A 12,527-nucleotide genomic window follows, 5' to 3' on the forward strand; every position below is an offset into this window, starting at 1 on the left:
TTTACACAGGGTTACCTGCTCAATGAAGGTAACCATCCGCCTGGGTTAGGGCGGATAAATGCTCAATAGCATCGAAAAAATAAAAGGCCTTGGGGTCTATTTGCGGCAATGGCAAGTAAGCGGCAAAGCTTCAAGCAGTACTCTGCCGGGAGTTATTGCTCACCTCGAACAGCCCCACCAGTTTTTGCAACTTGTTGGCGTCAAGCCTTACCGTTTCTGCACTGGTCTGCAGCACGACCACCGTCTGGCGCATCTCTGCGGAAGACTGATCGACCTGTTTGATTGTTTTTCCATAATCAAGGCTGCGCTCATTAAGCTGCTGAATGATGCTGAACATGCTTTCCACTGCCTGATGCAGTTGCACATTTTCCGAGGATGCCTCTTCGGCCAGGCGCAAGCTGTTGTCAACATCCTTGACTCCGTTCTCCATAAAACCCACGGCTTTTTGCGTTTCATTTTGCAGGCCTTCGACCATCTGCCGGATGTCGTCAGCGGCGCGGGATGTTCGTGTGGCCAAGGTTCTGACTTCATCGGCTACCACCGCGAAACCACGACCATGTTCGCCGGCGCGGGCGGCCTCAATGGCGGCGTTCAGCGCCAGCAGATTGGTCTGATTGGTGATGTCGCTGATCAGGCTGGTGATATTGCCGATTTGTGCCATCCGGCTGTCAAGCAACTGCACACTCGAAGAGGACCGCTCCACGACGTCGCGAATTGATTGGGTTCCCACCTGTACCGCGAGAAATTGCTCGCGCGCCCGGCTGACCACTTCATCCATCGCTTGCTTCATTTGTTCGGCACTGGCCGAGGCTTGCTGGATCTCGCCCAACTGCTCTTCGACAATGATCATCATGTGATGCACCGCCTCTGCGACTTCGCTGGAGGTGAGACTGGCATCTTGGCTGCGACCGAGCATCAATTGGTTGGTCTTGCCGACGCTATGGCTGGCCTTGATCACCTGCCCGACAACCGCATCCAGATGGTCGATAAAACTGTTGATCCAACGGCCCATATCTCCGGTTTCATCGTTGGCCATACGCGTGGTATCAAGTCGCTGACGCAGATTGCCCTCGCCTTCAGCGATAGTCCTGATCACACCGGTCATTTCGTTTAGCCGCGCAGCCAACCGCTTCGGGCCAAAAATGCTGAACAAGACCGCAGCCGCCAGCATGCTCAATGTCTCGCAAACATCGATCAGGCTCTGCTCCAGACCACTGTAGTGCTGGACCAGGAAATTGCAGGCGAACAAGCCAACCATGGTTGCCAGGTAAGGTTTCATCAACCCGTAACTCAGCGAACGCCGTCGATAGACTTCCTCCAAATCCGCTTCGCACATCATGCCCCAGCGGTCAGGCGAACCGGGCAGCTGGAACGTAACGCCCTTGCCGACCACCGGAATGTGCCGGTAGTCCGAATAACCTGGATAGGTGACAAACAGATTGGAACCGGTTCGAATCGTTTCCCGCACACCAGGGTGTAGTTGCTGGGTCGCCGGGTCGGTGAAGCGCAGTTCGAGTTCAGTGTGGCGCTGCACCTGCACGGTCTTCCAGGGAGTCCGTACGCCAGTCTTGAGGTTATCACCGTGGGTGAACGTGCCGTCCTCGAAGCGTGAGCGGGACAGTGCAACTCCAGGCTGGATCACCGGATCGAATCGAGACTGAACCATGAACAGGTAGTTATCCCCCGACTCGGCAAAAATATGCCCGGCTTCGCGTTGGATCAGGTCGCCCAAGACATCATTTGGCACGCGCCCGCAGAGACAGCCAAGTACCTTACCGCCAGCCTTCAAGGGCTGGTAGAACATCAGCGTGACCTCATCGTGAAAGCGCGAGGATGAGGGGCCAATCTGCAAGGTCAGGGGATCACTGTAGGGGCCATGGAGAAACGGCGCTTTCAAACCTTCGGCCAGTGCTTTGGCGTTGCAGAGGCCGCTTTTGCTATGACCACTCCAGGTCGAGACGATGACTGCGCCCTCTGTATCGACGACAAAGAGTTCGGAAAAATCCTCGGCCTGACCTAGCTTGTCCAGCAGCGGATGATTGTCGAGATTGGAAAAGTCGCGGCTAAGGGTTGTCGCCAGTTCGGACAAGTGCTCCCACTGCTCCCGAGTCCAATTGTGCAGCAATTTGACTCGGGTTTCGGCGATAGCCTCGAATGTCTGCTCCATCACCGGGTAGACAGGCCGATTGAGTCGGCAGGACCAGCCCATCGCCAGTTTTCCGGTCTTGCCAAACCAGGGTAACCAGCGCTTTTCGGCCGAGGATAACTGCATAGAGTTGCTTGATAGCGACATTCACTTCCCCAAGGGCGACATACAAGTACTAAACTTGCAGGCAATTACCACGCCAATTCGAAAGCTTGCTATCTATCGCTGACGCTCAAGCGCTCATAAATCAATGTTGGATTACGCGGAATCCGCCACATTGAAGGATGCCCGCGCTGGGTAGCGCTCAGAGGGGTAGAAGGTCGTTGCTAGCTATCCGAATGAAACATTCGTGAATCAAATAGGTGCACGATGCAATAGGTGCCCACTAACAGGGACGCATACGACTACCCACATCCGCCGTCAGGTCGAGCAATGGGTCGCCAACGGCACCCAGGTCGGCAAGGCTCGCATACCCCGTTGATCCACGAAGAGCGGATCATCGGCGACTGGGAGATCAACGGCACCGAACCACCCTATATCTGGCTGATCGGAGATGGCAGCAAGCAGACCGCCTGAAAATCTGATATCCCCTTTAGGAAGGCCAGCATTCGCGCTGGCTTTCGTCTATTGCGCGCCACACTAAACCGACTGTCGGTCCAGCAACAGAACTTCATCAACACTGTCACTGGACAGACACTTTAGCTTAACCATGTCGATTTAATTTCTTTTAAAAACAGCAAGTTAGCAACTGGCACAAAGCCTGCACCCAGGCCTTGTACTGCCCTGCAGACCGGATGTACGGACGTGGCGGAGCAACAATCCCAGGTTTCGTTAGAGCGAGCCTGCAAATGGCTTGGAACTGTTAGTGTTGCCGCTGACCGAAAACGGCCCCAGTAAAGGCGGTTTTGCCGAGTGAAAAACTGAGCTAGGTGCTCAATGAGTCCTGCTCACTTTTTGAGCAGGAGAACACAGGGCAATCAGCATGGAAATGCTGGGAAACATCAGCAAAAAATGGACAATACCAACTCGGAGCCGGGTATCGGTTAATCGAAGGGCTGTTGACACAAAATCCGGGACACTTAAAGGAGATCGATAACAATCATGAAAGACGCAACCATAGCGCTGCACCACGGCTTCAAGTCGGACCCGACCACAAAGGCCGTCGCCGTGCCGATCTATCAGAACGTCGCCTTCGAATTCGATAACGCCCAGCACGGCGCCGACCTGTTCAACCTGGACGTGCCCGGCAATATCTACACGCGGATCATGAACCCCACCAACGATGTGCTGGAGCAACGCATTGCCGCCCTCGAAGGCGGTGTGGCGGCCCTGGCCGTCTCGGCTGGCAGTGCCGCAATTCACTATGCGATCCAGACCCTGACCCGCGCCGGTGACAATATCGTCACCACCCCGCAACTCTATGGTGGTACGTATACCCTGTTCGCTCACCTTCTGCCGAGCTTTGGCGTGGATGTTCGTTTTGCCCGAAACGACACCGCCGAGGCCATCGCAGAACTGATCGACGACAACACCAAGTTGGTGTACTGCGAAAGCATCGGCAACCCGGCGGGCAATATCATCGACCTGGAAGCACTCGCCGATGTCGCTCACGCCCGTGGTGTGCCACTGATGGTTGACAACACCGTGGCTACGCCGATCCTGTGCAAGCCGATCCAGTTCGGTGCCGACATTGTCGTGCACTCGGTGACCAAATATGTCGGCGGCCACGGCAATTCCCTGGGTGGTGTGATCGTCGACAGTGGCACCTTCCCCTGGAGCCAATACCCGGAGAAATTTCCCGGTCTCAACCAACCCGAACCGGCGTATCACGGCGTGGTGTACACCGAGAAATTCGGCCCCGCCGCCTTCATCGCGCGCGCCCGCACTGTGCCACTGCGCAACACTGGAGCGGCGCTGGCACCGATGAACGCGTTCCTGCTACTGCAAGGCTTGGAAACCCTGGCACTGCGCATGGAACGACACACCGAAAACGCCTTGAAGGTTGCGCAATTCCTGCAAGGTCACGCTGAGGTTGAATGGGTCAGTTACGCCGGCCTGCCGGACCATCCACACCACGCACTGGCGCAGAAATACATGCAGGGAAAACCATCGGCGATCCTGTCGTTTGGCTTGAAGGGCGGCTATGAAGCCGGTGTCCGTTTCTACGACGCTCTGCACATTTTCAAACGCCTGGTGAACATCGGTGACGCGAAGTCTCTGGCCTGCCATCCGGCCTCTACTACCCATCGGCAGATGAACGAACAGGAACAAGCGAAGGCCGGGGTGAAGCCAGAAATGATTCGTCTTTCGGTAGGCATTGAGGCGATTGAAGACCTGATAGACGATTTGCAGCAAGCGCTGGATTCAACTCATCTCTAAGGGCAAGTAGCATGCAGGCTGCAGGGATGTCGGCTTGGATTTGCCCAGACCAAAAGGATGATGGACTCACCCTGCAGAACTGGGTGCTTTGATGCATGTCCGAAAACTCCACGCCACTGGGGCGTGGAGTTGGAGGGTAACAAGACTTCATTACTTGTCGTTTTCATCTGCGCTTCTGGCATCGCCAAGGAAGGGTGATTGATAATCTTCCTCTGACCGCGGACCTGCAATCGACTATAAAAAGTCGCCTCTCCTTAAACTTATTAATACAACCCCTAACAAACCAAACATTACTAACCCGTAGTTTTTTCAATCGTTTTAGGCGACACCACAGACGTCTTAGATTTCATCTTGATAGGGTTTCGTCTTATTAATTTCAATAATTAATGCCGTACCGTTACATCTTCTGGAGACCTGTGTATTCCTTGATGTTATTTTTTATTGAGCACTGAAGACCCGAATCGATACTAGGCTCCATCAACCAAGGCAATCTCGCCTCGGGACTTTGGAGATCGATATGACTACTCAGAACCTCAGCGGCAAAGTGGCTTTGATTCAAGGCGGTTCCCGTGGCATTGGCGCAGCCATCGTCAAACGACTGGCCGCTGAAGGCGCGACCGTCGCCTTTACCTATGTCAGCTCCACGGCCAAGGCCGAAGCGTTGCAGAACAGCATCATCGCTGACGGCGGCAAAGCCCTGGCCATCAAGGCTGACAGCGCCGACGCCGATGCCATTCGTGGCGCCGTGACCGCCACGGTCGACGCCTTCGGACAGCTGGATATCCTGGTCAACAACGCTGGCGTGCTGGCCGTGGCGCCACTGGAGGATTTCAAACTCGAAGACTTCGACCAGACCCTGGCCATCAACGTGCGCAGCGTGTTCATCGCCACTCAGGCCGCCGCCCGGCACATGACCGCTGGCGGTCGGATCATCAACATCGGCAGCACCAATGCCGACCGCATGCCCTTTGCCGGTGGTGGCCCATACGCCATGAGCAAGTCGGCACTGGTCGGCCTGACCAAGGGCCTGGCCCGCGACCTTGGCCCGAAAGGCATCACCATCAACAACGTGCAACCGGGGCCGGTCGACACGGACATGAACCCGGCCGACGGTGACTTCGCCGACAGCCTGATTCCATTGATGGCCGTCGGCCGATATGGCAAAGCCGAAGAGATTGCCAGTTTCGTCGCCTACCTCGCCGGCCCCGAGGCGGGCTACATCACCGGTGCGAGCCTGACCATCGATGGTGGCTTCGGCGCCTGATGCGTTAGACGTCAATCAAATGTGGGAGCTTGCTCCCACATTGTCCGTTGTCAGGCCCATTCGAGCGCCGGCAAACCACAAGCACTTGGCTTGAACGCTTTCAACGTACGAAGAATGCCATCGGCGTGTGCGTATTTTTCGTCAGCCATTGCCGCATCGGGAATCGCAATCGCCGTCATCCCCGCCGCTTTCGCCGCCGTGACACCGAAGGGTGAATCTTCGAACACCAGGCAATCCTGCGGGGCGACCCCCAGGCGTCGGGCTGCGGTGAGAAAAATATCCGGCGCCGGTTTGGCTGCGCCGACTTCCGGGTCATCGGCCGTGACGATGATGTCGAACAGCGCGAACCAGTCGCGGTGCAAGGTGGTTTTCTGGCCGAACGACTGGCTCGAAGAGCTGGTGCCCACCGCAATGGGGATGTTGTTGGCCTTCAGATGCCGCACCAGTTCCTGTGCGCCAGGCATGGCTTGAGCCGTCGGAAAACGCTCGCGCATGAGCGGTTCGCGGATCACCAGAAACTCTTCGGCACTGATGGGCAGATCCAGCGCCTCGACCACATAGCGCGCCAGATCACCCGCGCCACGACCGATGATGTTTTGCTTGATGCTCCAGTCGAACGTCCGCCCATAGCGCCCGGCAATGATAGACGTGACCTCGGTGTAGATGCCCTCGGTGTCCAGCAGCAAGCCGTCCATATCGAATATCACAGCCTTGATCGGGCCGAACTCATCCAGCGCTGCACTCATCGCATCTGATCCGTTTTCAACGACATCCCAGGCGGCCGGTTGCGACCGCCTCGGTGACTGATTAAAGGTTTCAGCAGCATAGCGAGCGCAGCTGGCTCAGGGCAACGGGCAAAACTCGAAGGGTGTATCGACCGTACGTCAGCTCGGTTCGCCGGACAAATCATTCCCGGCAATGTCCGGATCCTTCGGGTCTGCCTCGACGTCAGTGTTTTTCATATCGTCGTCGGGCACCTGCTCGACACCCGCGTCATCATCAGGAGGTCGTTGATCGCGCCCGAGGGAGTCGGTGGGCGAAGGCAGTGGATACTCCGGGGTGTCGTCGGTGTCGGGAACATTCGGATCAGCATTCATGTTGCACCTCTAAGGGGCCAGCAATGCGGGCCCTGACGCTTGAAAGCATGGGTAATCGCAACGCCTGGTCAATCCTGGTCGTCGTCCTCATCTTCAAATTCGGTGTTACCCACGTCGCCCGCGTCATCGGAATCATTGAGCGGCACCGTGGCATCATCCATCAGAGAACCCGGATCTTCATTACCGGGATCATTGATGAACGGCAGTCCACTCGGGCCCTTTTCTTCCTTGCCTTCGGTTTCCGGAGTCATGGCATGCCTCGCATTGTTCTGGGGGTGTATGACGTTCGAGGCAACCCTCGGTCAAACGTTCCAGCGCCCTGCTGACGGAAACGAAAAACCCGGCGCCTGGCCGGGTTTTGGGTGAACTGCGACACCGCGTCAGTGATGTTTATTTCTGTGTTTATTCTTGTGTTTATGACCGCCACCGGAATGGGAGCTGCCGTTATCGCTTCCCAGATTGTTACCGACCGCACCGCCGGCGGCACCGCCCAGACCAGCACCGATGGTGGAGCCGGTAGAGCCGCCGAGGCTGTTACCGATCACCGAGCCACCCGCGGAGCCCAGCCCACCGCCCACCGCGGCTTCTGTGCGACTGCCCTTGGGTGCGCCGACCGCACTACCTGCGGCACCCCCTACACCGGCACCGATCGCGGCACCCGTGCTGCCACCCATCTGCCCACCGACCACGTTCCCCAGCGCACCGCCAAGCCCGCCGCCGACCGCTGCCGTACCGTCACCGGCCGCCATCGCCAGCGGTGTGAGCAACAGGCCTAAAACCAATGCAGGCAACCTCAAACGGCCGGACATCTTCACTTCCTTGCTTTTACTCATGGGGGTCATGGCATGCCTCGTATTCAATGGGCTTACCCCTTTGAGGCGACGTAGGGAAAATCGTTCATAAACGAAAAAGCCCGGCATCGAGCCGGGCTTTTTCAGTCAGCCGATCAGGATCAGTGACGCTTGTGACCCTTGGCCAGGTTGCTGCCAACGCCGCCGCCCAATGCACCACCCAGACCTGCACCGATAGTCGAACCGGTCTTGCCGCCCAGGCTGTTGCCGATCACCGAACCACCGGCCGCGCCAACGCCACCGCCAATGGCGGCGCTGGTGCGATGGCCTTTCTTGGCCGCAACGGCACTGCCCGCCGCGCCCGCTACGCCAGCACCGATCGCTGCGCCGGTGCTGCCACCCATGCTCTGGCCCACGACGTTACCCAAGGCGCCGCCCAAACCACCACCAACGGCAGCCGTGCCGTCGCCAGCCATTGCACCTTGAGCAACCAGAAGACCCAGAACCAAAGCAGGCAGAGTGAAACGCATGACAAAAACCTCAAAAAAGGGTGTAAATCGAAAGGGGCGAGATTGAATGCTTTAGCGACGAAAAAGTCCAGACAGGCGTGCGCTCAACCTCGTTATTGGCGACGGTTGGACAGCATTTATCGAAAAGGTTTTATGCCAGGCAAAAAAAAGCCCGCTGGGGAACGGGCAGGGTGTTGCTTTCTAACGGATGAGTTGAGCCTACGTAAGGCGATGTGAAAACTTTGTGAAAGATAATTCGCAGAAACAAACAGTTAAACAATCCGCCAGACATAAAAAAACCCCGCTCGATGACGGGGTCTGCTGGCGGTTCATTACTTCCTGACCGGTGCCGCTACCCTGGGTAAAAATTTGGCTTTCAACATTCGGCGCGCCCTGGATTTGATCTTGTCGACCTCGGTCTGGTCTTCACCGAAACTCGCAACATAGACCGTCTGTCCACACTGCACGCAATTGTTGATCGGAAACTCTGCCCCGTCGTCTTCAATGTACGGATCAGCCATCTCTTCACCCCCTATCAAATGCGTGATCAATACCGGCAAGCCCTTTGCCTGAAAAATACCGATCACGAAGCCTTTGAGACTAGCCGGTCATTACTGGACTTGTTATTCAGCTTGCCGAGTGCCCGACGAATGGCCCACGCATCACCTGAGCTTCACCGCCGTACCGGTGACAAACACCACGACCATTCCTCCCTTCCCGGCCGGCATGGCGATCTCATAATTGAGCCCCACCACCGCATCCGCTTGAAGCGCACGGGCGCGCTCCTTGATTTCGTCAGTGGCCTGGATTCGTGCTTCCTGCAGAGCACGCTCCAATGTCTGGGAGCGACCACCGAAGAAGTCGCGCATTCCGGCGAAGACGTCACGTACAACATTGATGCCTTGTACTGACTCGGCGCTGACGATATCCAGGTAGGCCGTGATTTGTCGGCCTTCGATGGCGTGGGTGGTGGTCGTAATCATGGGCCTTCCTTTTTACTCAGGTATTGAGCCAGCGCATCAAATGCCGGCAACGTCAGTCTATCGCCTCCAACATCCCTCTCTGGAAAAAATGGGCGGCATGACTTCGCCCCCCACTCTCGATTAATCAGACCCTGAAGAACCGCGTGCCTTGGGACAGTCCTTTGTCCTTGGGCGGATCAGGTCGATGGCATCGTTTTCCGAAGCGATCAGTTCGACCTGCTGCACGGCCGCCAGGTTGCGACGACAGTGCTCGACGCTGATGACCCGTGGGTAACGCCATGGCACTGGTGCCGGGTCGCGACTGTTTCCAGTTGAGCGAACATCAGTGGTTGGCGCCTTGGGTGGTTACTACGGTGTCGGCCGCCGGAATGACCCGCGCCTCGCGACGCGGCAAACGGCCATTGAGTAAGACGTAGGCCGCCAGACCGATCAGCAACCCCCAGAACGCCCCACCGATCCCCAGCAAGGTGATGTTCGCCGCGGACGCCAGAAAGGTGATCAGCGAGGCTTCGCGGGATTTGACCTCCGCCATGGCGCTGGCCAGGCTGGCGCCGATAGTGCCAAGCAGGGCCAGCCCGGCCAGCGTCGTGATGAAGGTGGCCGGGAGTGCCATGAACACGGCGGCGAGGGTCACCCCGAAAATCCCGACGAGAATGTAGAACACACCCGCGGCAACCCCGGCGATCCAGCGCCTGGACGGATCCTCCGAGGCTTCCTTGCCGGTGCAGATGGCCGCGGTGATGGCCGCAACGTTGAAGGCGTGAGAACCGAAGGGCGCCATCAGCAATGAGCCCAACCCTGTGACCGTCAGGATAGGATTGGCGCTGGTGCTGAAGCCATCGTTGCGCAGCACCAGCATGCCCGGCATGTACTGGCCGGTGAGTGTGATCAGAAACAGCGGCAGCGCCACGCTGAGCAACGCATTGATCGAGAACTCAGGCCGGGTGAATACCGGCGCCGCGAATTGCAGCTCCAGCCCGGAAAGATCCACACGCCCCTGCGTCAGGAGAAACGCCAGCCCCAGCAGCAGAATGCCCACCACTGCGTAGCGTGCGGTGAAACGCTTGAGCACAACGTAAGTGGCAACCAGTAACGCGACCAACGCGGGGTCAATACTCATGCCACCAAACGCGCCGATACCGAACCGCAGCAGGATACCGGCCAGCAGCCCCGCAGCCACGCCCGGCGGAATCAGGCGGATGATTTTTTCGAAACAGCCAGACAAACCCAGCAGTACGAAGGCGGCGGCCGAAATGATGTATGCACCCACAGCCTCGGCGTAGGGTGTGGTGGACAGTGCGACGACCAGAAAGGCCGCGGCGGGTGTCGACCAGGCGGTAATGATCGGCTCACGGCTTTTCCAACTGAGAAACAGCCCGGTAATACCCACGCCAATCGACACCGACCACACCCACGACGCCGTCAGCTCGGGGCTGAGCCCGGCGACCTTGGCGGCCTGAAAGACCAGGATGAATGTGCCGCCATAATTGACGATGACTGAAATCAGGCCGGCGACAATCGGATGCACAAGATCGCGTAGACGCAGGGTGGACGAGGATGGTGAAGAAGACATGATGGCTTTGCTCCTTGCGAAACGAAGTATTCGGCCTCGAGTGAGGATGATTGACGGCAACGCCGTCGGACCTGCGTCGTAGTCGTGTGACCTACCGCTGTTCAAAATCGCTCGCAACGTGCGTGCTTGCCCCGCACAAAGGCCGTGGCGAGGGGTGAATTCTACGGATAGACTGGCCTGCCTTTGCAGGCCAATTTATTGAAGTAAGGCAGACCGCATGGCGAAAACGTTCGAACTGGAAACGCTGAAAATGCGCCTCAACGACGCCGAGTTTCAGTTGCTGGATCTGCACCAGCGGATTCAGCGCGCGCTGCGTGAGCTGATCCTCGACGGCGCCCTTGACCCTGGTTTGAAGCTGCCCGCGACTCGGGTGTTGGCAAAGTCACTCGGGATTGCCCGCGACACCGTGGAGAACGCCTACGTGCAACTGCATCGGGACGGTTTCATCGTGCGGCGCGAGGGGGCCGGCAGTTATGTCAGCGAAACGGTGGGCACTGAATTGCGAGGCGTGACACGTCGCCGCATCAAGGCCCAAGAGGTCAAAAGCAGCCAGGCGGCACCGGGGGCGGGCTTGAGCCAGCGCGGGCGGATGATCCTCGACAGTGGCGGTGTGAACGATCAGCAGGTGATCAAGGCATTTGCGACCGGCCTGCCGGAAACCCGCACCTTCCCCACCGATGTCTGGGAGCGCCTGCAACGCCGGGTCATGAAGGAGTATCGCGCCAATGTGCTGTTGCATGGCGACCCGCAAGGAGCCGAGCCGCTGCGCAAGGCGATTGCCACCTACTTGAACCTTGAGCGCGGAGCCAAATGCACCCCCGACCAGATCATGGTGTTGAGCAGCACTCGCCAGGCCCTTTTTCTGTGTGCGCAGTTGTTGGTGGATGTCGGCAAACCGATCCTGCTGGAAAACCCGGGTTACTACGGCGCCAGGAAGGCCTTTGAGACCGCCGAAACCAGGGTTCTGCCCATTGATGTCGATGAACTGGGCATACGCACGGACCTGCTGTACGCCGACCGCAGCGGTGCCCATTGCGTTTATGTCACGCCTTCCCATCAATACCCCACCGGCGCGTCCCTGCCGCTGGAGCGTCGTCTTGAGTTGATCAACTGGGCAGCGCAGCAGGGCAAATGGGTCATCGAAGATGACTACGACAGCGAGTTTCACTACGACGGGCAGCCGACCGCCTGCGTACAAGGCCTGGACAAGTACCAGCGCACGCTCTACATCGGCACCTTCAGCAAGACCCTCTACCCTGGGTTGCGAATGGGCTACATGGTACTGCCCCACGAATTGATCAAAGCCTTCACCTATGCGCGCAGCATGATGGACGGTCACACACCGCAAATCCTGCAACTGACCCTGGCGCGCTTTATGGAAGACGGCCATTACAACGCCCATATCCGGGCCATGCGCAAGCTGTATGCCGGGCGCCGCACCAGCATGCTCGACGCGATCGACAAGCATTTGGACGGCATCGTTACCGCCTTGCGCCCTCCCGGCGGACTGCAAATCCCCTGCCTGCTGCGCGATGGCTGGTCTGAGGAAAAAACCATTCGCCAAGCGGCCAGCGCGGGCATACAGCTTTCCGGTCTGAGCCGTTTGTACGCCGGCGAGAAGAAGAAACAAGGCTGGCTATTGGGTTACTCGTCCTTGACCGCTTATGAAATCGAAGCGGCCATGCAGCACCTGGCCCATGCACTGAAAACCCGCTAGGGCAACGTCTGGCATTGGAATACCGCGCATCGACATCGCGGCAACCGGCGCAGTAGCGGCGCCCCGGA

The 12,527-nt window shown here is 58.0% G+C and carries 12 protein-coding genes and 1 pseudogene; 4 read left to right on the top strand and 9 right to left on the bottom strand.

The features are described 5' to 3' along the window. Nucleotides 1–130: 130 nt before the first annotated feature. On the bottom strand, nucleotides 131–2,293 hold the full coding sequence (locus tag BLV61_RS07310; protein WP_090463899.1) for a methyl-accepting chemotaxis protein: 2,163 nt from the start codon (nucleotides 2,291–2,293) through the stop codon (nucleotides 131–133). Between the two features lie 318 nt (nucleotides 2,294–2,611). Here BLV61_RS07310 and BLV61_RS31275 point away from each other — a divergent pair. From BLV61_RS31275 to BLV61_RS07320, 3 genes and pseudogenes are all read left to right on the top strand, one after another. After that, nucleotides 2,612–2,722 (top strand): annotated as a pseudogene (locus tag BLV61_RS31275) (hypothetical protein); the annotation flags it as partial. Nucleotides 2,723–3,247: 525 nt separating this feature from the next. Beyond that, entirely contained in the window at nucleotides 3,248–4,525 is a 1,278-nt protein-coding gene (locus BLV61_RS07315; RefSeq protein ID WP_047531550.1) for an O-acetylhomoserine aminocarboxypropyltransferase/cysteine synthase family protein, read from the top strand. Nucleotides 4,526–5,042: 517 nt separating this feature from the next. Next, a complete protein-coding gene (locus tag BLV61_RS07320) occupies nucleotides 5,043–5,789 on the top strand; it encodes a 3-oxoacyl-ACP reductase family protein (protein ID WP_090463902.1) in 747 nt (248 codons plus the stop codon). Between the two features lie 50 nt (nucleotides 5,790–5,839). Here the strand turns inward: BLV61_RS07320 and BLV61_RS07325 are convergent, their stop codons facing one another. The 8 genes from BLV61_RS07325 to BLV61_RS07360 form a co-directional block, all read right to left on the bottom strand. Further along, a complete protein-coding gene (locus BLV61_RS07325; RefSeq protein ID WP_047531554.1) occupies nucleotides 5,840–6,535 on the bottom strand; it encodes an HAD-IA family hydrolase in 696 nt (231 codons plus the stop codon). 138 nt (nucleotides 6,536–6,673) lie between these two features. Then, on the bottom strand, nucleotides 6,674–6,886 hold the full coding sequence (locus BLV61_RS07330) for a hypothetical protein (RefSeq protein WP_090463905.1): 213 nt from the start codon (nucleotides 6,884–6,886) through the stop codon (nucleotides 6,674–6,676). Nucleotides 6,887–6,954: 68 nt separating this feature from the next. Beyond that, on the bottom strand, nucleotides 6,955–7,137 hold the full coding sequence (locus BLV61_RS07335) for a hypothetical protein (protein ID WP_047531559.1): 183 nt from the start codon (nucleotides 7,135–7,137) through the stop codon (nucleotides 6,955–6,957). A 129-nt stretch (nucleotides 7,138–7,266) separates the two neighbouring features. After that, nucleotides 7,267–7,728 carry a glycine zipper domain-containing protein gene (locus BLV61_RS07340; protein WP_425272098.1) on the bottom strand — a complete coding sequence of 154 codons (462 nt, stop codon included), beginning with the start codon at nucleotides 7,726–7,728 and terminating at the stop codon, nucleotides 7,267–7,269. 110 nt (nucleotides 7,729–7,838) lie between these two features. Continuing rightward, nucleotides 7,839–8,207: a hypothetical protein gene (locus tag BLV61_RS07345; RefSeq protein WP_047531564.1), complete on the bottom strand. Its 369-nt coding sequence runs from the start codon at nucleotides 8,205–8,207 to the stop codon at nucleotides 7,839–7,841. Between the two features lie 311 nt (nucleotides 8,208–8,518). Then, nucleotides 8,519–8,707, bottom strand: a complete 189-nt coding sequence (locus tag BLV61_RS07350; protein WP_047538946.1) for a hypothetical protein — start codon at nucleotides 8,705–8,707, stop codon at nucleotides 8,519–8,521. 141 nt (nucleotides 8,708–8,848) lie between these two features. Next, nucleotides 8,849–9,169 (bottom strand): YbjQ family protein, encoded by a 321-nt coding sequence (locus BLV61_RS07355; RefSeq protein ID WP_047531566.1) that lies wholly within the window; start codon nucleotides 9,167–9,169, stop codon nucleotides 8,849–8,851. Between the two features lie 322 nt (nucleotides 9,170–9,491). Beyond that, complete coding sequence (locus BLV61_RS07360; protein WP_090463911.1) at nucleotides 9,492–10,742, bottom strand: benzoate/H(+) symporter BenE family transporter; 1,251 nt, start codon at nucleotides 10,740–10,742, stop codon at nucleotides 9,492–9,494. A gap of 217 nt (nucleotides 10,743–10,959) precedes the next feature. Here BLV61_RS07360 and pdxR point away from each other — a divergent pair, with 217 nt between their 5' ends. Then, nucleotides 10,960–12,459: a MocR-like pyridoxine biosynthesis transcription factor PdxR gene (pdxR, locus tag BLV61_RS07365; RefSeq protein WP_090463914.1), complete on the top strand. Its 1,500-nt coding sequence runs from the start codon at nucleotides 10,960–10,962 to the stop codon at nucleotides 12,457–12,459. Nucleotides 12,460–12,527 lie beyond the last annotated feature (68 nt).

Origin of the sequence: Pseudomonas mohnii (genome assembly GCF_900105115.1) — a bacterium.
Lineage (GTDB): Bacteria > Pseudomonadota > Gammaproteobacteria > Pseudomonadales > Pseudomonadaceae > Aquipseudomonas > Aquipseudomonas mohnii.